Here is an 18,562-nt window from a genome sequence, read left to right as displayed (position 1 = left end):
GCGGCCCCCGGCTCCGGGAGGGAGCCGGGGGCACGGAGCGAACGCGGCCGGGGTGGCCTCAGACGCGGGCCCTGCGACGGGAGCCGGGACGCCGCTCGCTGGGCCGCGTGACGGGGTCGCCCGCGGCGATCGCCGTCTCGCGCCGCCGGACGCCGAAGTCCGCCAGCGCCTGCGCCAGCGCGTGGACGGACGGCTCCGGGGCCATCACGTCCACCCGCAGCCCGTGCTCCTCCGCGGTCTTCGCGGTGGCCGGGCCGATGCAGGCGATCACCGTCACGTTGTGCGGCTTGCCCGCGATGCCGACGAGGTTGCGCACCGTGCTGCTCGAGGTGAACAGCACCGCGTCGAACCCGCCGCCCTTGATCGCCTCACGGGTCTCCGCCGGCGGCGGGGAAGCCCGCACGGTCCGGTAGGCGGTGACGTCGTCGACCTCCCAGCCGAGCTCCACGAGCCCGGCCACGAGCGTCTCCGTCGCGATGTCGGCGCGCGGCATGAAGACCCGGTCGATCGGGTCGAAGACGGGGTCGTAGGGCGGCCAGTCCTCCAGCAGGCCCGCGGCGGACTGCTCGCCGCTGGGCACCAGGTCCGGCTTCACGCCGAAGTCCACCAGCGCCGCGGCCGTCTGCTCGCCCACCGCCGCGACCTTGATCCCGGCGAAGGCGCGCGCGTCGAGCCCGTACTCCTCGAACTTCTCACGGACGGCCTTGACGGCGTTCACCGAGGTGAAGGCGATCCACTCGTACCGCCCGGTGACCAGGCCCTTCACCGCGCGCTCCATCTGCTGCGGGGTGCGGGGCGGCTCCACCGCGATCGTGGGCACCTCGTGCGGCACGGCACCGTAGGAGCGCAGCTGGTCCGAGAGCGAGGCGGCCTGCTCCTTGGTGCGCGGGACGAGCACCTTCCACCCGAACAGCGGCTTGGTCTCGAACCAGGAGAGCAGGTCGCGCCGCGTGGTCGGCTCGCCGACCACGGCTATCGCCGCGATCGGGCCCTCCGGCGTGGGCAGCGCCTTCGTCGCCTTCAGCTCGGCCGCGATCGTCGACAGGGTCGCCGTCCAGGTGCGCTGGCGGGTCGTCGTGCCGGCGACCGTCACGGTCAGCGGGGTGTCCGGCTTGCGGCCCCCGGAGACCAGCTCCGCCGCGTTGGCGGCGACCGTCTGCAGGGTGGTGGAGACGACCAGGGTCGCGTCGCTCGCGCCCGCCTCGTTCCAGCACCGCCCCGACGCGGTCGCGGCCTCCACGAAGCGCACGTCGCCGCTGAGCGGCACACCCGCGTACGCGGGCACGCCCACGGCCGCGGCCACGCCCGGCACGACCTCGAAGGGAATGCCGGCCTGCGCGCAGGCGAGCATCTCACCGGCGGCCGCGGAGTCGAGTCCGGGGTCGCCGGCGATCGCACGGACCACCCGCTTGCCGGTGCGCGCGGAGGCCATGAAAAGCTTGGCGGCAGCGGCCGAGGGGCTCAACTCCCCTTCGGCGTCGCCCGGCTGTGCCGTGTCCACGCCCGGCCGGGCGTGGGCCGTCACGACGTCCAGCACGTGCTGGTCACCGATCAGGACGTCGGCGTGGGCGAGCGCCTCGACGGCGCGCAGGGTCAGCAGCCCGGGGTCACCGGGCCCGGCACCGAGGAAGGTGACGTGCCCGAGGACGGAACCCGGGGTTCCCGTGCCCGCGGTCCCGGTGCGGCCCGCGGTGGCCGTCCGGCCTGCCGGTCCTGCCGGCCCGGCCGCGGTGGCGTCTGCGGTCGTGTTGGTCGCTGCGGCGGCGGTGGGGCTCAAAGTTCGCGCTCCCCCATAAGACCGGCCGCGCCCTTGGCGAGCATCTCGTCGGCGAGCTCGCGGCCGAGGGCCACGGCTTCGTCCCGGGATGCGGGGGTCGGACCGGTGATGGACATCTGCACCAGCGAGGAGCCGTCGGTGGTCCCGACGACACCGCGCAGGCGCAGCTCGGTGATGGGCTCGCCGACGCCTTCGAAGGCAGGCTCGGCCAGCGCGCCCACGGGCGCGGAGCAGCCGGCCTCGAGGGCGGCGAGCAGTGCGCGCTCGGCGGTCACGGCGGCCCGGGTGAACGGGTCGTCGAGCTCGGCGAGCACGGAGACGAGCCCTGCGTCGTCCGCAGGGCATTCGACGGCCAGCGCTCCCTGTCCGGGAGCGGGCAGCACGACGTCGGCGGAGATCAGCTCGGTGGCCTCCGCGAGGCGCCCCAGCCGGCTGAGCCCGGCGGCGGCGAGCACGACGGCGTCGAGGTCGCCCGAGGCAACGTATCCGATGCGCGTGTCGACGTTGCCGCGGATCGGCACGGTCTCGACGCGCACCCCCATCGAGCGGGCCCAGGCGTTGAGCTGCGCCATGCGGCGCGGCGAGCCGGTGCCGATGCGGGCTCCCCGGGGGGAGGCGGCCAGTTGCTCGAAGGTGAGGCCGTCACGCGCGATCAGCGCGTCGCGCGGGTCCTCACGGAGCGGGACCGCGGCGAGGGTCAGGCCCTCGGGGTCGGCGGTCGGCAGGTCCTTGAGGGAGTGGACGGCGAAGTCGATCTCGCCGCTCAGCAGCGCGTCGCGCAAGGCGGAGACGAAGACGCCGGTGCCGCCGATCTGCGCCAGGTGCTCGCGCGAGACGTCGCCGTAGGTGGTGATCTCCACCAGTTCCACGTCACGGCCGGTGATCCGGCGGACCTGCTCGGCCACCATGCCGGACTGCGCCATCGCCAGCGCGCTGCGCCGGGTTCCCAGTTTCAGTGCGGTTGGGCTCGTCATGCCCGCCCTCGATTCGAGTCACTCGTTGCTGAAGCAGCCGACGCCACCGGCGGTACGGCCGAGGCGGCGGAGGGGATCACCGGCGTGCGCGGTGAGTCGGCCCTGCTGACCGCGGCGACCGCCTGGGGGTCCAGGTCGAAGAGTTCGCGCAGCGCGTCGGCGTACCCGGCGCCGCCGGGCTCTCCCGCGAGCTGCTTGACCCGCACAGTAGGCGCGTGCAGGAGCTTGTCGACGACGCGGCGCACGGTCTGGGTGACCTCCGCGCGCTGCCGTTCGTCCAGGTCGGGGAGGCGGCCGTCGAGGCGCGCCAGTTCGGTGGCGACCACGTCGGCGGCCATGGCGCGCAGCGCGACGACGGTCGGCGTGATGTGCGCGGCGCGCTGGGCGGCGCCGAAGGCGGCCACCTCAGCCGAAACGATCTTTCGCACCTCGTCGACGTCCGCGGCCATCGGGGCGTCGGCGGCGGCCTCGGCGATGGTCTCCAGGTCGATGACGTGGGCGCCGTCCAGGGAGTGCACCAGCGGGTCGATGTCGCGCGGCAGGGCGAGGTCGAGCATCCCGATGGGCGCCACCGGCTCGCCGCCGGAGCGCAGGGCCCGGGAGAGCGTGGCGCGGGCCACGGTGTCGGCGGTGAGCACCAGCCCGGTCGCCCCCGTGCAGGAGACGACGATGTCCGCGGACGACAGTTCGCCGGCCAGGTCCTCCAGGTACGCGGCACGGCCGCCGACGCTCTCGGCGAGGCGCTCGGCACGCTCGTGGGTGCGGTTGACGACCACGATCTCGCCCGCCCCCGCGCGGGCGAGGGTGGTCGCGGCCAGCGAGCTCATCGATCCGGCGCCGACGACCAGGGCGCGCTTGCCCTTGCCCCACTCCTCGAAGGGGACGCCGCCGACCGCCTGGGCCATCTGCTCCAGGCCAAAGGTGACCAGCGACTGCCCGGCCCGGTCGATGCCGGTCTCGGAGTGCGCCCGCTTGCCGACCCGCAGCGCCTGCTGGAACAGGTCGTTCAGGGAGCGACCCGCGGTGTGCAGCTCCTGGCCGAGGCTCAGGGTGTCCTTGATCTGGCCGAGGATCTGGCCCTCGCCGACGACCATGGAGTCCAGGCCGCAGGCGACCGAGAACAGGTGGTGGACGGCCCGGTCCTCGTAGTGCACGTACAGGTGCGGGGTCAGCTCGTCGAGACCGACGCCGCTGTGCGTGGCGAGCAGGGTGGACAGCTCGGCGACGCCGGCGTGGAACTTGTCCACGTCCGCGTACAGCTCGATGCGGTTGCAGGTGGACAGCACCGCGGCCTCGCCGGCGGGCTCGGCGGCCATCACGTCCAGCAGCAGCTTGCCCTTGGTGTCCTCACCCAGCGCCGCACGCTCCAGGACGCTGACGGGGGCGGTGCGGTGACTCAGTCCGACGACGAGGAGGCTCATGCCGGCATCACGGCGGGGACGTCCCCGTCAGGTCCCGGACGGCGGCCGCCGTCACGGCCCGCCTTGGCCGCCGCCGGGGGCGCCGCGAGGCTGCCCTCCAGCTCCTCGCCGGCCTTCCGCTGTTCGTGGAAGGCGAGGATCTGCAGCTCGATGGAGAGGTCGACCTTGCGGACGTCGACCCCGTCGGGGACGGTCAGCACGGTCGGGGCGAAGTTGAGGATCGAGGTGACCCCGGCGCCCACCAGGCGGTCGCAGACCTCCTGCGCGGCCCCGGCCGGCGTCGTGATCACGCCGATGGACACCTGGTTGTCCTCGACGATGCCCTCCAGCTCGTCCGCGTGCCGCACGGGCAGCCCGGCGATGAGCCGGCCGGTGAGCTGGACGTCCGCGTCGATGAGCGCGGCGATGCGGAAACCGCGGGAGGCGAAGCCGCCGTACCCGGCGAGCGCGGCCCCGAGGTTTCCCATGCCGACGATGACGACGGGCCAGTCCTGGGTGAGGCCCAGCTCACGGGAGATCTGGTACACGAGGTACTCGACGTCGTAGCCGACGCCGCGGGTTCCGTAGGAACCGAGGTAGGAGAAGTCCTTGCGCAGCTTGGCGGAGTTCACCCCGGCGGCGGCCGCGAGTTCCTCCGAGGAAACGGTGGGCACCGATCGCTCGGACAACGCGGTCAGGGCCCGCAGGTACAGCGGGAGCCTGGCGACGGTGGCCTCGGGAATCCCTCGGCTGCGGGTCGCCGGTCGGTGAGTTCGGCCAGTTGCCACGATGCTCCTGCGGGTAGAGCTGGGCTGCGAGCGGCACCCTTCGTCGGGACCGCCCCGTGCACGCCAGGCTATGTCTTTGTGAACGCGTGCACAAAGATGGTGTCCGATTTGCCCGGGGGAAGTGACCGGCATCACGCACCCCCATTACGGACATAAGAAACCTTCTGCTGCGACGGAACGTTCCACGCCGGAGCCCGCTCCGCACTCCGGCGTCCCACCCACAGCGCGTCCGCCCCGGCCAACTGCGGCCACTCGACCGCCCCCGCGCGCGCCAGCGCCTTCTCGGCCTGCGCGGGTCCACCCGGGGGGTCCAGGACGTACGAGGCGAACAACCGGGCCGTGGCGCGGGCGTCGCCCAGCGCCGTGTGCGCGGTCCAGCCGGTCAGCCCGGCCGCCTCGGCGCACGCCAGCAGGCTCAGCCCGCCCGGCGCGGGTTCGCGCAGCGCGGCCATCCGCATGGTGCACAGTTCCGGCACGACGGGGAACTCCACCCCGAGCCGGGCGTACTCCGCCGCCAGGAACGCGCGGTCGCAGCCGACGTTGTGCCCCACCAGCACCCTGCCGCGCAGCAGCCCCAGCAGCCTCGGGGCGATCTGCCCGAACAGGGGGGCGCCGACCGCCTCGACGTGGCGGGACTCGATGCCGTGGATGTGGGTGGGCCCGACCGGCCCCTCGGGGTCCACGAGGGTGGAGAACTCGCCCTCGTACCCGAAGTCGCGGTCCAGCAGGACCACGGCCAGTTCGACCACCCTGTGGCGCCGCGAACTGGCACCGGTGGCCTCGAGATCGACCACGGCGAAGCCGCCGCGCGTCTGAAGCCTGCCCGGGAGCACGCAGTCACCGTCCTTACTCACGCACCCCCGCTGTACACAAAACGCCTTGATGGTAATCGAGCACACGCGTCCAGAGGAACACACGCAAATCGCCCACCTGTCGCACCAGGGCCCTCAGGCGCCCAGCCCGCGCCGCAGCCTGGCCTCGTCGACACGCCAGAAGGTGTGCTGCTCACCGTCGATGAGGACGACCGGGATCTGCTCCCAGTACCGGTCGTGCAGCTCCTCGTCGCGCGTGATGTCCCTCTCCTCGAAGCGCGCGCCGAGGTCGTCGACGACCCTGCGGATCACCGTCCGCGCGTCGTCGCACAGGTGGCAGCCGGGTTTGGCGATCAGCGTCACCGTCCGGCCGGCCGGGTCCTTCGGGGCTTCGCGCGCTTGGCGTCCGAACAGAGGGCTCATGCCGGCCATTCTGCCCCCGTCAACTCCCGACCCGCGGTAACACCCTCGTCGCGAGGAGTTCATTCACCTGCTCCATCGGTGCACCGGAGTTGCCCAACGGACTGGCTATGCTCGCCCCATGGCCGCTCTGCGATGGCTCACCCCCCGTAAGCGCTCCGCCACCGCGCGCAGCGTGCTGGCCGGCGAGGCCGCGGCGGAGGCCGCGCTCGCGGCTCCCGCGGCACCCGCGGGGAAGAAGGACGACCCGGCGGGCGCCCCCGCGTTCCCGGTGGCCGGCGATCCGCACGCGGCCGCCTTCTTCGACCTGGACAACACCGTGATGCAGGGCGCCGCGATCTTCCACTTCGGGCGCGGCCTGTACAAGCGGAAGTTCTTCCAGAGCCGCGACCTCGTGCGCTTCGCCTGGCAGCAGGCGTACTTCCGGATCGCCGGGTCCGAGGACCCCGAGCACATGCAGGAGGTGCGGGAGAGCGCGCTCACGATCATCAAGGGGCACCGCGTCGAGGAACTCATGTCCATCGGCGAGGAGATCTACGACGAGTACATGGCCGACAAGATCTGGCCCGGCACCCGCGCGCTCGCCCAGGCCCACATCGACGCCGGCCAGCGGGTCTGGCTCGTGACGGCCGCCCCGGTGGAGACCGCCACGATCATCGCCCGCAGGCTCGGCCTCACCGGCGCCCTCGGCACGGTCGCCGAGCACGTCGACGGCGTCTACACCGGCCGGCTGGTCGGCGAGCCGCTGCACGGCCCCTCCAAGGCCGAGGCCGTCAAGGCGCTCGCCGCCGCGGAGGGACTCGAACTCTCGCGCTGCGCCGCGTACAGCGATTCGTCGAACGACATCCCGATGCTGTCGCTCGTCGGACATCCATATGCGATCAATCCTGATACGCGTCTGCGCAAGCACGCTCGCGAAAAGGGCTGGCGCCTGCGCGATTACCGTACGGGCCGCAAGGCGGCGAAGATCGGCATCCCGGCGGCCGCGGGCGTGGGCGCCGTGGCGGGCGGCGCGGCCGCCGCGATGGCCCTGCAGCGCCGCCGCCGCTAGGGCCCCGGGCGACACGCCCGGGGTCACCCTCTGGCACCCCGTCAGTTCACGGTGAGCCACACAGCCACAACACGCTCTCCACGCGAGCATTTCACGACGCTATGTGGTCAACACTGTTTCGGTGTTCGATAATTGATCGATCACCATTCCGCCAGAGAGTGGGCGGAACCGACGATTTCAGCAACTCGGTGTAGCGTCGCCTGTACGAAGCGTTATTCTCCTCAGACGCAAGCCGGTACCCACACGTCGCCACGACGGGTGAACGGTTCCGTACTGCACGTGATGGAAGTTCTGCCTCTGGGAGTCCCGTGTACCCACACACCGGGGTTGACGCCTCTGGCCTGGCTACGCTGCGCGCACTGGTGGCTGAGCACCTGCTGCGCGTCGTCCCCGCGTACGCCGTGCCAGTCCCCGCACTCGCCACGGCGGCAACGCCCGCCGGCCGCGCCTACGCGCTGGCCGACGGCCGGGCCACGGTCGGCAGACGTTCCCGCAACACCCAGCAGGCCGACCGGACCACGGGCGCCACCCCGCGCCGGCCGGCGGCCGACAGCGACAGCGGACGCATGATGGACCTGGTCGAGCGCGCGCAGGCGGGCGAGACCGAGGCCTTCGGGCGGCTCTACGACCACTACTCCGACACGGTCTACCGGTACATCTACTACCGGGTCGGGGGGAAGGCCACCGCCGAGGACCTGACCAGCGAGACGTTCCTGCGCGCGCTGCGCCGCATCGGCACCTTCACCTGGCAGGGACGCGACTTCGGCGCCTGGCTGGTCACCATCGCGCGCAACCTGGTGGCCGACCACTTCAAGTCCAGCCGGTTCCGGCTGGAGGTGACCACCGGGGAGATGCTCGACGCCAACGAGGTCGAGCCCAGCCCGGAGGACTGCGTCCTGGAGGCGCTGTCCAACGAGTCGCTGCTCAGGGCCGTCCGCAAGCTCAACCCCCAGCAGCAGGAGTGCGTGACGCTGCGCTTCCTGCAGGGGCTCTCGGTCGCCGAGACGGCCCGCATCATGGGCAAGAACGAGGGCGCGATCAAGACCCTGCAGTACCGGGCCGTACGGACCCTCGCCCGGCTGCTCCCCGACGACGCGCGATGAGCGCGATGGATGGATCTTCATCTTGCGACTGCCTCCACGGTCCGATCATCATGACTGCGTAACCCAACTCGGGCGGCACTCGTTGCATCACATGCGGACCCCCCAATGCCGTGCCCTGCCCGCTTCCGATCACTCGATCGGGTGGAAAGGCTCAAGGTGCACAACCTTGAAGGCACTCCGGGGAGTCGAGGTGGATGACGAGAGGAGGTGCCGCCCGTGATCGCGAATCCAACGGCGCACCGGCGGGCCAACGCCTTCGCCGACGCCCTCGAGGGCGAAGGCCCCCAGACGGGTGCCGGCGTACAGCACGGTGCCCACGCCGCGGACCGGCATGCGGATCCGGACCAGGGCACGTTCCTGGCCCTGGCGGACGCCCTGCGGGACGTACCGCGACCGGTGCTGGAACCGGAGACCAAGACCGTCCAGCGTGCCCAGTTGATCGCCGCCATGGAGGCCGCGCTCGCCGACGGCACCCTGACGGTTCCCGTACAGCGTGACGGCGGCCGGGGCACGCACCGCGCCGGCGGCCGCGGTATCGGCAAGCTGAAGCCGCGCTCCGCGTGGTCGCGCAGGCTCGCCGCCGGCGGTCTCTCCGTCGGTGTGGCGGCCGGCGCCCTCGGCGGCGTCGCCGCCGCGAGCACGGACGCACTGCCCGGCGACACCCTCTACGGCCTCAAACGGGGCATGGAGGACATGCGCCTCAACCTCGCCGACGACGACGCCGACCGCGGCAAGGTCTACCTCGACCTCGCCTCCACCCGGCTCCAGGAGGCCCGCCGCCTCATGGAACGCGGCCGGGGCGGCGAGCTCGACGACGAGTCCGTGGGCGAGATCCGCAGGGCGCTGTCGGGGATGCAGCAGGAGGCCACCGAGGGCCACCGGCTGCTCGCCGCCGCGTACCGCAAGGACGGTTCGCTGAGGCCGATCGAGACGCTGTCCGCGTTCTCCAGCAACCACCGCAAGGGCTGGACGGAACTGCGCGGCCGGCTCCCCTCCCGGCTCGACGACATGGGCAACCGGGTCACCTCGGTCTTCGACGCCATAGAGGACGAAGTGGCCCCGCTGCAGAAGCTGTTGCCGCCCGACACCGGCTCCGGCCACGGTGACGGCCGCGGCCTGCCGGGCAGCGGCAGCCGCTCCGCGAGCGGCACCCGGGGGCCCTCGCCCTCGGTCAGCGGTTCCGCCAGCGGCTCGGCCGACGAGCGCGGCGACGACAGGTCCAGCCCGTCGGCGTCCCGCACTGCGGAGGGCGGCCTCATCGGCGGCACGGGCGATCTGCTCGACCCCACGCCGAGCAGCGGCTCCCCGGGCGGCGACGGCACCCAGCCGTCGGTCACCCTCCCGCCGCTGCTGCCCGGGCTGCTCCCGGGCCTCGGGCTCAGCGCCGAGGACGACAGGGGCGACTGAGCGAGCGCCTCACGGCGGTGGGCCGGGGCATCACGCCCCGGCCCACGTCGTCCTGGAACCCGAGTCGTCCTAGAAGAAGACCGACCGGCGCTGCACCAGCAGCTTGTAGAGGGTGTGCTGGATGGTCTCCCGTACCTGGTCGGTCAGGTTGAACACCAGCATCGGGTCCTCGGCCGCCTCCGGCGCGTAGCCGTCCGTCGGGATGGGCTCGCCGAACTGGATCGTCCACTTCGTCGGCAGCGGCACCATGCCCAGCGGACCCAGCCACGGGAAGGTCGGCGTCAGCGGGAAGTACGGGAAGCCCAGCAGCCGCGCCACCGTCTTCGCGTTGCCGACCATCGGGTAGATCTCCTCCGCGCCCACGATGGAGCACGGGACGATCGGCACCCCGGTCTTGAGCGCGGTCGCGACGAAACCGCCCCGCCCGAAGCGCTGCAGCTTGTAGCGCTCGGAGAAGGGCTTGCCCAGCCCCTTGAAGCCCTCGGGCATCACCCCGACGACCTCACCGCGCTCCAGCAGCAGCTGCGCGTCCTCCGCGCAGGCAAGGGTGTGACCGGCCTTGCGGGCCAGCTCGTTGACGAGCGGCAGCACGAACACCAGGTCCGCCGCCAGCAGGCGCAGGTGCCGCCCCGCGGGGTGGTGGTCGTGGACGGCGACCTGCATCATCAGCCCGTCCAGCGGCAGCGTCCCGGAGTGGTTGGCCACCACCAGGGCCCCGCCCTCGGCCGGGATGTTCTCGATGCCCTTCACCTCGACCCGGAAGTACGACTCGTACAGCGGCCGGAGCAGCGACATCAGGACCTGGTCGGTGAGCTCCTCGTCGTAGCCGAAGTCGTCGACCTCGTAGTCGCCGGTGATCCGGCGCCGCAGGAAGGCCAGCCCGTGCGCCACCCGGCGCTCCCAGGGCGCGCCCAGCAGCCGGTCCGCCGCCGAGCCGAGGGCCGCCGCCAGCGGGGTGCCCGCGGTGCCGCCGGACGGCCCCTCGGCGCCCTCCGGGGCGGTCCCGGCGCCCTCGGACGCCTCACCGGCACCACCGGTGCCCGGCGCGTCCGCGGAGGCCGTCACGGCGTCCTCGGCGGCGCCGGTCCCCGCCGCGGCGTCCGCGGTGCGCTCCTCGACCGGCAGGGCGGCCACCGGGTTCCCGGTGTCGCCGGCCGCCTTGCCGCGGGCCGCGGCCCGCCCGCGCGAGCGCGGCGTCCCCCTCCGTGTCCGCGTGTCCTCGTCGAACGGGATGACCTTGGCGTCCGCCATGGTGCGGTTCCTCCTCGCAGCAGTGCTCACGAGCTCAGTCCTCGGGGGCCGCCCGCCGGGACCAGCGCGGCGAGCCGGTCGACGGCCTCGGCGAGCCGGTCGGGCGGCAGCAGGCCGGGGCCGCGACTGCGGGCGAAGTCGCTGAAGGTCTCGGCGGTGGTGTACCTCGGGGCGAACCCGAGCGTCTCGCGCATCTGCGTGGTGTCCACGACCCTGCCGTGGGTCAGCAACCGGATCTGCTCACGCGAGAAGTCGGTGACGCCGGCCGTGCGCAGCACCTGCCCCACCCACGTGACGGCGGGCAGCAGCACCGGCACCGTGGGCTTGCCCAGCCGCCGCGCGGTCTGCGACAGCAGGAGCACCCCGTCACCGGCGATGTTGAACGTGCCGCTGTTGATCGTCCCGTTGCGCTCGTCCCGCAGGGCCAGCATCAGGACGTCGACGACGTCGTCCTCGTGGACGAACTGCAGCCGCGGGTCGTAGCCGAACACGGTCGGCAGCACCGGCAGCGCGAAGTACTCCGCGAGGGGCGTGTCGGCCCGGGGGCCCAGGATGTTGGCGAACCGCAGAACCGATACGGCAACGTCCGGGCGACGTCGTGCGAAGCCGCGTACGTAGCCCTCGACTTCGACCGCGTCCTTCGCGAAGCCGCCGCTGGGCAGCGACTTGGGCGGCATGGACTCGGTGAAGACCGCGGGGTCGCGGGGCGCGGAGCCGTAGACGCTCGTGGTGGACTTCACCACCAGGCGGCGCACCGTCGGGGCCTTCTGGCACGCGCCGAGCAGCTGCATCGTGCCGATGACGTTGGTCTCCTTGACCGCGGTCCGGCTGCTGCGGCCCGGCAGGGTGCCGCTGACGTCCATGTGGACCACCGTGTCGACCGAGTGCTCCGCCAGCACCTTCGCGATCATCGGGTGCCTGATGTCGGCACGGACGAACTCGGCACCGCCCAGTTGGTGCGTGGGCGGCATCGTGTCGACCGCGATCACCCGGTCGACGTCGGGGTCGCGCATCACACGTCGTACCAGCCGGCCGCCGAGCCGGCGGGCCACTCCGGTCACCAGCACCACTTTGCCCAAGATCAGCGCCTTCCCTCGCACCGCATGTACGCACCGTATCGGTTCGATGTTGCGCCGTGATGACGCCCGAACGTACGAGCACCGTCAAGGGGGCACGGCCCGCCGGCCCCCGGGAACGCAACTGCCCTCCCGCCCCCACGGTCCGTGGGGGCGGGAGGGCAGCGAAGTGCGACGCGTAGCTCGCTTACTTCTTGTTGCGACGCTGCACACGCGTACGCTTCAGCAGCTTGCGGTGCTTCTTCTTGGCCATACGCTTGCGCCGCTTCTTGATGACAGAGCCCACGACTACCCTCGCTTCGTTTTCACTCGGTGCGGGGCGTCCGAGCCCACACGACCTACGTCGGCACAGCCTACCCGTCCGCAAGCGCCGAGCAGAAACCGAGGCGGTCGTCAGGCAGTTTCCCCCACCCCCACGTAGGACTCCCGAAGATAGTCATGGACGGCCTGCTCCGGGACCCGGAAGGACCTCCCCACCCGGATCGCCGGCAGATGACCGCTGTGCACCAGCCGGTACACGGTCATCTTGGACACTCGCATCACCGCGGCGACCTCTGCCACGGTCAGGAACACGACCTCGTTGAGAGGCCTCTCGCTTGAAGCCATGACACACCTGAACCTTCCGCACATGACGGGCACCGGCTTCCCCTCCGGTGACTCCCTCTCGCACGTGCGCTCCTCCCCAGATTAGGTGCGGGTGATGCAAGTGGGGAAGAGGAGTAGCGATCGGTTGACTACTGTGACAGACACGCTCGATTGAGTACATAGCGCGTAAGCGGTCGGTAGTAATCGGACCGCACAGCGTCATCAAGCGGAACCACGACCGAGACCCTGCCCTCCGTCTCCGCGACGAACACCGCCGGGTCGTCCGAATCGGCCAGTCCGATGGCCTCGATGCCCAGCTGACCTGCTCCGCAGACCCAGCCGTGGTCTCCCACCACGAGGCTCGGCAGCAGCCCCCCGCGTCCTGCCGCACCCGCCAGCGCGGCCCGAACCGGGAGCGGGGAGTGCGTGTGTACCGACGGCGCACCACGGGCGCCCCCACCCGGCGCATCCCGGACCGTCGCGACGCCCCCTACGTACCAGAGGTTGTACGTGCGTAGGCCGAATCGGGTCGCCATGTCGATACATCGGCCATGCGATGGGGTGAGGACGGGACATCCCGCCGCCGACAGGGCGGCCGCCAATCCGGCGTAGAACCCGAGCAGCCGATGCGGGTGACCAGTACCGATGAGGACGGGCTCCCTGCGCTGCGCGGCCTCCCCCAGCCGGACGGCGAAGGCCTCCAGCCCCGCGAGCGTACGGTCCGGGTCGATCACATCCTGCCCGGAAGTGTGCCCCGGGTCAGGCGAAACCCCACATCGGTCGGCCATCAACCGCAGGAGACCGGTCTGCGTCCAGGGCCGCGCCGGCTCCAGCCCCAGCGTCTGCCGCGGATCGCCCGCCACGAACAGCCGGTAGCTGCGCAGGCTCTTCTCCCGCGGTGTCGTCACGACCCCCGCGATCCCCGCCCCCACCAGATGCGCGCGCAGCGCGGCAACAGTCACCACGCAGCCGATGGTGGCCGTCCCCGCCCGCCCACGTGCCGGAACGGCCCGAACATCACTCCCGAGGGGCGGTTGTTCGGGTCCGCGCCCCCGGTGGGGCCCTCCGTACAATGCAGGCGTACCGCGCGACAGCGAGGGGAGGTCCACCGTGGCCGACACCTCCGCCGGCGCCGGCGGGTTCGACTACGTCGTGGTGGGGGCGGGTACCGCGGGCTGCGTGCTCGCCGCCCGCCTCTCCGAGGACGACGCGGCCCGCGTACTGCTCCTCGAGGCCGGCGCGGCCGACCACCCCCCGGAGGTCTCCGTCCCGGCCGCCTGGCCGGGCCTGCTCGGCACCTCCCTCGACTGGGCGGACCGCACCGTGCCGCAGACCGAGACCGGCCTCACCGTCCCGTGGCCCCGCGGCCGCGTCCTGGGCGGCAGCTCGGCCGTCAACGCCATGAACTTCCTGCGCGGCCACCGCTCCGGCTACGACGCCTGGACCGCCGAGGGCGCCGACGGCTGGGGCTGGGACGACCTGCTGCCCTTCTTCCGCCGCAGCGAGAACGTCACCGGCGTCCCCGACCGCGACCCGGAACTGCGCGGCACGGACGGCCCGTTGCGCGTCGGCCCCGCCGTCCGTCGCCACCCCCTCGCCCGGGACTTCCTGCGCGCCGCGCTCGGCACCGGCCACCCCCGGGCGCACGACCTCGCCGGCGGCCTGGAGGAGGGTTTCGGCTGGGGCGACCTCAGCATCGCCGACGGCGTACGCCAGGACGCCGCCACCGCCTACCTGCGCCCCGTACTGCACCGGCCGGGCCTGCACGTGGTGACCGGGGCCCTCGCGCACCGGGTCCTGCTGGCCGGCGGCCGCTGCACGGGCGTGGAGTACACCGTCGACGGGCAGCCGCGCACCGCCCGCTGCTCCCCCTCGGGGCAGGTCGTCCTGACCGCGGGCGCGGTCGGCACCCCCCACGTGCTGATGCTCTCCGGCATCGGCCCCCGCAACCACCTGCGCCACTGGGGCATCCCCACCGCCGTGCACCTGCCCGGCGTCGGCTCCCACCTGCTGGACCACGTGCTCTCCGGCATCGTCGTACGCTCCCCCAGACCCGTCCCGCCGGGCGCCAACGGCCACGGCGAGGTCCAGGGACTGATCCGCACCCGGCCCGACGCACCGGGCCCCGACGTGCAGTTGCAGGTCGTCGACGTACCGGTCCGCGAGGAGAGCCTGCCCGGGCCCGCCGCCGGCGAGGGCTGGACGGTCATGGTCGCCCTCATGGCGCCGTACGGCCACGGAACGGTCCGGCTCTCCGGCACCGCCCCCGGCGCGCCACCGCTGATCGACCCCCGCTACTACGCCGACGTCCGCGACCTCGACACGATGGCGCGGGGCCTGGACGCGGCGCGGGAGATCGCCGCCGACCCCGCGCTGGCCGACTGGTACGGCGAGGAGGTCCTCCCCGGCCCGGACACCACCGGCGCGACGGAGCTGCGCGCCTACCTCCGCCGCAACCTGCGCTCCTACAACCACTACGCCGGCACCTGCCGCATCGGCACCGACGCCTACGCCGTCGTCGACCCCCAGTTGCGGGTACGCGGCGTCGACGGCCTGCGCGTGGCCGACGCGTCCGTGATGCCGGCCCCGGTCTCGGCGAACACCAACGCCACCGTCCACGCCATCGCCGAGCGGGCCGCGGAGCTACTGCGCAACGGCGCCTGACCGCGCCTGACCCCGCCTCCCCGCGGGAGCGCGCCCTGCCCGGGAGCGGCTCAGGGCAGCAGCCCGTGCAACGGGAAGACCGCCCGCCGGGTCGCCAGGATCGCCTGGTCCAGCCGGTCCGCCGGGTCGTACCCCGCGTCGTGGAAACCGGTGAACGCCGCGTCCCGCCCGTCCGTCATCCGCAGCGGCCCCATCTGCCGCGTCCTGCGGTACACCTCCGCCCGCCACTCCTCGGGCGTCGCCGTCTCCGGCGCGACCGGCCGCCCGGCGGCGATGCCCACCAGGTGCGTCCACGTCCGGGGCACCACGTCCACCACCGCGTAGCCGCCACCGCCCAGGGCGACCCAGCGGCCCTCGGCGTGCTCGTGCGCCAGGCCGTGCAGCGCCTCCGCCACGGCCCGCTGCGCGTCCAGGCTCACCGCGAGGTGCGCCAGCGGGTCCTCGAAGTGCGTGTCCGCGCCGTGCTGGGTCACCAGCGCCTGCGGCCGGAACGACGCCAGCAGCTCCGGGACGACCGCGTCGAACGCCCGCAGCCAGCCCTCGTCCCCGGTGCCGGCCGGCAGCGCGACGTTCACCGCGCCGCCCTCCGCGGCCGCGCCGCCGGTCTCCTCCGGCCAGCCGGTCTGCGGGAAAAGCGTGCGGGGGTGCTCGTGCAGCGAGATCGTCAGCACGCGCGGGTCGTCCCAGAACGCCGTCTGGACGCCGTCCCCGTGGTGCACGTCCACGTCCACGTACGCGACGCGCTCCGCGCCCAGCTCCAGCAGCCGGGCGACGGCCAGCGCGGCGTCGTTGTACACGCAGAAGCCCGAGGCCATCCCGGGCATCGCGTGGTGCAGTCCGCCCGCGAAGTTCACCGCGTGCGACACCTCGCCCCGCCACACCGCCTCGGCGGCCCCGACCGACTGGCCCGCGATGAGCGCCGAGACCTCGTGCATGCCCTCGAACGCCGGGGTGTCCTCGGTGCCGAGGCCGTACGCCAGTTCCGTCATGCCCTTGGGGTCGGCGGAGGCGCGGCGCACCGCCGCCACGTACTCCGCGTCGTGCACCAGGCGCAGCGTCGAGTCGCCGGCCACGGGGGCCGCGGCGACCGTGACCGCCCGGTCGAGTCCGAGCGACCGGACCAGCCCCATGGTCAGCGCGAGCCGCACCGGGTCCATCGGGTGGCCGCGACCGAAGTCATAGCCCGTTACCTGCTCGTCCCACATCAGCTGTGCGCGGCCGCTCATGGTCGACACCGTATCGGGCGGGGTCCGCCCCGAACGAGCGGGCGTACAGCAGCGTCGCCGCCACCAGCACCATCGGCACCAGCATCGCCCCCCGGTAGCTCCAGGCGTCGCCGAGCGCGCCCACCAGGGGGGAACCGACGAGGAAACCGACGTAGTTGAAGATGTTCAGCCGGGCGATCGCGGTGTCCGACGCCCCCGGGAAGAGCCGCCCGGCGGCCGCGAACGTCTGCGGCACGATCACGCACAAACCGAGCCCCAGCAACGTGAACCCGGCCATCCCGGCCCACGCGCCCGGCGCGGCCGCGACCACCGCGAAGCCCGCCGCCGCCAGCAGCGCACCGGCCCGCACCACCGCGGCCGCCCCGAAGCGCCGCACACCGAGGTCGCCGACCGAACGGCCCAGGAGGGTGGTGACCATGTAGACGTTGTACGGGACGGTCGCCAGTTGCTCCGAACCGCCGAGCACGTCCTGCAGGTACTTGGCGCTCCAGTTGGAGACGGTGGAGTCGCCGATGTACGCGAACGCCATCACCAGGCAGAGCGGGAGCAGCAACCGCATCGCCACCGGCGCCGCGACCGGTGCGTCCGGGCCGTCCTGGGCCTGCGCCTCCGCCCTCCGGTCGACGTACCAGCGACTGGCCACCAGCGTCAGCGGGATCAGCACCGCCACCACCGGCCCGTACAGCACCGCCAGCGACAGGTGCCAGTGCGCCCCCGCCCAGGCCAGCGACGCACCCAGGATGCCGCCGAAGCTGTACGCGGCGTGGAAGCCCAGCATGATGCTGCGCCCGTACGCGCGCTGCAGGCTCACCCCGAGCATGTTCATGGACGCGTCCAGGGCACCGACGCATATCCCGAACACGGCCAACGCCGCCGCCAGTTGCCACAGCGCGCTCCCGGCACCGGCGCCCAGCAGCGCCAGGCACACCACCGGCTGCACCCAGCGCAGCACCACACTCGGCCGCACCCGCTTGACCAGGTGCTCGGTGGCGACGCTCCCGACGCCCGCCAGCACGGGCACCGCGGCCAGGAACGCGGGCAGCAGCGCGTCACTGACGCCGTAACGGTCCTGCAGGGCCGGGATCCGCGTCACCAGCAGCGCGAAGGCCGCCCCCTGCGCGAAGAAACCGACGGCCAACGAGGCCCGTCCGTGGCGCAAACCGCCGTCGATGCCGTCCATGAGCGTGCAGCGTAGGGCCGCACGCTACGCACGGGTAGGGAGATCACACAAAGAGTTTCCCGGGCAGCTCGGCCATGTCCGCGAACAGCTCCCGCGCCCCGGCCAGCTTCTCCGCGGGCGTCATCGCCGTGAACGCGTACGCGTCCATCCCGGCCGCCACCGCCGCCCGCACCCCGAGCGGGCTGTCCTCCACCACGGCGCACCGCTCCGGCGCCACACCCATCGTGCGCGCCGCGTGCAGGAACAGGTCCGGCGCCGGCTTCCCCCGCCCGACGTCCTGCGAGCTGAAGATCCGCTCCTCGCCGAAGTACCCGTACAGTTCGGTCTTCTTGAGCGCCACCCGGATCCGCTCGTGGCTCCCGGAGGACGCCACGCAGAACGGCACCCCGTCCGCCGCCAGCTTCCCCAGCACGGTCGCCACGCCCGGCACCGGCTGCAGTTCACGCCGGAAGCCCTCGAAGACCCGCGCGTAGTAGGTCGCGTCGAAGTCCTCCGGCAGCCGTTGCCCCGTGCGCTCCGCCACCAGGTCGTGGACGCGGTGCATCGCGGCGCCCATGAAGTCGCGGACGGACTCCTCGTACGTGGTGGGGTGGCCCAGCTCCGTCAGCAGGCCGGCCAGGATGCGGTTGGAGAGCGGCTCGCTGTCCACGAGCACGCCGTCGTTGTCGAAGATGACCAGGTCGTAGTACACCGCCCCACTGTAGTCGGGCACACGACCCGGCCCTGCGGGTGCCGAACGCAAAAATGCCTCAGCCCCCGAGTATCAACTCGGGGGCTGAGGCTAAAAATTGTTCGGCGGCGTCCTACTCTCCCACAGGGTCCCCCCTGCAGTACCATCGGCGCTGAAA

18 protein-coding genes are annotated in these 18,562 nt (G+C 72.8%); 4 read left to right on the top strand and 14 right to left on the bottom strand.

Going from position 1 to position 18,562, the window contains the following annotated elements; translation table 11 throughout:
* Positions 1–58: 58 nt before the first annotated feature.
* From ABZ479_RS17080 to ABZ479_RS17055, 6 genes are all read right to left on the bottom strand, one after another.
* Positions 59–1,777 (bottom strand): bifunctional uroporphyrinogen-III C-methyltransferase/uroporphyrinogen-III synthase, encoded by a 1,719-nt coding sequence (locus ABZ479_RS17080; protein WP_500462361.1) that lies wholly within the window; start codon positions 1,775–1,777, stop codon positions 59–61.
* Complete coding sequence (gene hemC, locus ABZ479_RS17075) at positions 1,774–2,751, bottom strand: hydroxymethylbilane synthase (protein WP_499606304.1); 978 nt, start codon at positions 2,749–2,751, stop codon at positions 1,774–1,776. The genes ABZ479_RS17080 and hemC overlap by 4 nt, the downstream gene beginning before the upstream one ends.
* A complete protein-coding gene (locus ABZ479_RS17070) occupies positions 2,748–4,172 on the bottom strand; it encodes a glutamyl-tRNA reductase (RefSeq protein WP_500462360.1) in 1,425 nt (474 codons plus the stop codon). Before ABZ479_RS17070 ends, hemC begins: the two co-directional genes overlap by 4 nt.
* Positions 4,169–4,939 carry a redox-sensing transcriptional repressor Rex gene (locus ABZ479_RS17065; RefSeq protein ID WP_499606301.1) on the bottom strand — a complete coding sequence of 257 codons (771 nt, stop codon included), beginning with the start codon at positions 4,937–4,939 and terminating at the stop codon, positions 4,169–4,171. The genes ABZ479_RS17070 and ABZ479_RS17065 overlap by 4 nt, the downstream gene beginning before the upstream one ends.
* Positions 4,940–5,070: 131 nt before the next feature.
* Entirely contained in the window at positions 5,071–5,793 is a 723-nt protein-coding gene (locus tag ABZ479_RS17060; protein ID WP_500462358.1) for a 3'-5' exonuclease, read from the bottom strand.
* A gap of 93 nt (positions 5,794–5,886) precedes the next feature.
* Positions 5,887–6,183, bottom strand: coding sequence for a glutaredoxin family protein (locus tag ABZ479_RS17055; RefSeq protein ID WP_500462357.1), 297 nt, complete (start codon positions 6,181–6,183; stop codon positions 5,887–5,889).
* A gap of 109 nt (positions 6,184–6,292) precedes the next feature.
* Here ABZ479_RS17055 and ABZ479_RS17050 point away from each other — a divergent pair, with 109 nt between their 5' ends.
* The 3 genes from ABZ479_RS17050 (at position 6,293) to ABZ479_RS17040 (ending at position 9,732) form a co-directional block, all read left to right on the top strand.
* Entirely contained in the window at positions 6,293–7,222 is a 930-nt protein-coding gene (locus ABZ479_RS17050; RefSeq protein WP_499606297.1) for an HAD family hydrolase, read from the top strand.
* Positions 7,223–7,530: 308 nt separating this feature from the next.
* Positions 7,531–8,325, top strand: coding sequence for an ECF subfamily RNA polymerase sigma factor, BldN family (locus tag ABZ479_RS17045; protein ID WP_499606295.1), 795 nt, complete (start codon positions 7,531–7,533; stop codon positions 8,323–8,325).
* A gap of 216 nt (positions 8,326–8,541) precedes the next feature.
* Positions 8,542–9,732 carry a DUF5667 domain-containing protein gene (locus ABZ479_RS17040; RefSeq protein ID WP_500462356.1) on the top strand — a complete coding sequence of 397 codons (1,191 nt, stop codon included), beginning with the start codon at positions 8,542–8,544 and terminating at the stop codon, positions 9,730–9,732.
* Between the two features lie 69 nt (positions 9,733–9,801).
* Here ABZ479_RS17040 and ABZ479_RS17035 read toward each other — a convergent pair whose 3' ends face one another.
* From ABZ479_RS17035 to ABZ479_RS17015, 5 genes are all read right to left on the bottom strand, one after another.
* The gene (locus ABZ479_RS17035) at positions 9,802–10,983 is read right to left on the bottom strand and encodes a lysophospholipid acyltransferase family protein (protein ID WP_500462355.1); all 1,182 of its coding nucleotides are present in this window, start codon (positions 10,981–10,983) and stop codon (positions 9,802–9,804) included.
* A 26-nt stretch (positions 10,984–11,009) separates the two neighbouring features.
* A complete protein-coding gene (locus ABZ479_RS17030; RefSeq protein WP_500462354.1) occupies positions 11,010–12,062 on the bottom strand; it encodes an NAD-dependent epimerase/dehydratase family protein in 1,053 nt (350 codons plus the stop codon).
* 184 nt (positions 12,063–12,246) lie between these two features.
* Positions 12,247–12,345 carry a 30S ribosomal protein bS22 gene (locus ABZ479_RS17025; RefSeq protein ID WP_003948845.1) on the bottom strand — a complete coding sequence of 33 codons (99 nt, stop codon included), beginning with the start codon at positions 12,343–12,345 and terminating at the stop codon, positions 12,247–12,249.
* A gap of 107 nt (positions 12,346–12,452) precedes the next feature.
* On the bottom strand, positions 12,453–12,665 hold the full coding sequence (locus ABZ479_RS17020) for a helix-turn-helix domain-containing protein (RefSeq protein WP_018558718.1): 213 nt from the start codon (positions 12,663–12,665) through the stop codon (positions 12,453–12,455).
* A 128-nt stretch (positions 12,666–12,793) separates the two neighbouring features.
* On the bottom strand, positions 12,794–13,609 hold the full coding sequence (locus ABZ479_RS17015; RefSeq protein WP_500462353.1) for a phosphatase: 816 nt from the start codon (positions 13,607–13,609) through the stop codon (positions 12,794–12,796).
* A 145-nt stretch (positions 13,610–13,754) separates the two neighbouring features.
* Here ABZ479_RS17015 and ABZ479_RS17010 point away from each other — a divergent pair, with 145 nt between their 5' ends.
* A complete protein-coding gene (locus tag ABZ479_RS17010) occupies positions 13,755–15,308 on the top strand; it encodes a GMC family oxidoreductase (RefSeq protein ID WP_500462352.1) in 1,554 nt (517 codons plus the stop codon).
* A gap of 50 nt (positions 15,309–15,358) precedes the next feature.
* Here the strand turns inward: ABZ479_RS17010 and ABZ479_RS17005 are convergent, their stop codons facing one another.
* The 3 genes from ABZ479_RS17005 to ABZ479_RS16995 are packed head-to-tail and all read right to left on the bottom strand — an operon-like array spanning position 15,359 to position 18,405.
* The gene (locus ABZ479_RS17005; RefSeq protein WP_500462351.1) at positions 15,359–16,534 is read right to left on the bottom strand and encodes an acetoin utilization protein AcuC; all 1,176 of its coding nucleotides are present in this window, start codon (positions 16,532–16,534) and stop codon (positions 15,359–15,361) included.
* Positions 16,485–17,714: an MFS transporter gene (locus ABZ479_RS17000; RefSeq protein ID WP_500462350.1), complete on the bottom strand. Its 1,230-nt coding sequence runs from the start codon at positions 17,712–17,714 to the stop codon at positions 16,485–16,487. Before ABZ479_RS17000 ends, ABZ479_RS17005 begins: the two co-directional genes overlap by 50 nt.
* A gap of 43 nt (positions 17,715–17,757) precedes the next feature.
* Positions 17,758–18,405, bottom strand: coding sequence for an HAD family hydrolase (locus ABZ479_RS16995; RefSeq protein ID WP_500462349.1), 648 nt, complete (start codon positions 18,403–18,405; stop codon positions 17,758–17,760).
* Positions 18,406–18,562: the final 157 nt, after the last annotated feature.

The sequence above is a fragment of the Streptomyces sp. NPDC005722 genome (assembly GCF_040630935.1).
Lineage (GTDB): Bacteria > Actinomycetota > Actinomycetes > Streptomycetales > Streptomycetaceae > Actinacidiphila.
Note: the sequence above shows the minus strand (reverse complement) of the source record. Positions and strands in the feature narration are given on the sequence as shown.

What these genes read in the sequence shown, in the direction of transcription:
- hemC (WP_499606304.1), bottom strand. Translation starts at nt 2,751, where the DNA reads ATGACGAGCCCAACCGCACTGAAACTGGGAACCCGGCGCAGCGCGCTG.
- ABZ479_RS17070 (WP_500462360.1), bottom strand. Translation starts at nt 4,172, where the DNA reads ATGAGCCTCCTCGTCGTCGGACTGAGTCACCGCACCGCCCCCGTCAGC.
- ABZ479_RS17055 (WP_500462357.1), bottom strand. Translation starts at nt 6,183, where the DNA reads ATGGCCGGCATGAGCCCTCTGTTCGGACGCCAAGCGCGCGAAGCCCCG.
- ABZ479_RS17050 (WP_499606297.1), top strand. Translation starts at nt 6,293, where the DNA reads ATGGCCGCTCTGCGATGGCTCACCCCCCGTAAGCGCTCCGCCACCGCG.
- ABZ479_RS17035 (WP_500462355.1), bottom strand. Translation starts at nt 10,983, where the DNA reads ATGGCGGACGCCAAGGTCATCCCGTTCGACGAGGACACGCGGACACGG.
- ABZ479_RS17020 (WP_018558718.1), bottom strand. Translation starts at nt 12,665, where the DNA reads ATGGCTTCAAGCGAGAGGCCTCTCAACGAGGTCGTGTTCCTGACCGTG.
- ABZ479_RS17005 (WP_500462351.1), bottom strand. Translation starts at nt 16,534, where the DNA reads ATGAGCGGCCGCGCACAGCTGATGTGGGACGAGCAGGTAACGGGCTAT.
- ABZ479_RS17000 (WP_500462350.1), bottom strand. Translation starts at nt 17,714, where the DNA reads ATGGACGGCATCGACGGCGGTTTGCGCCACGGACGGGCCTCGTTGGCC.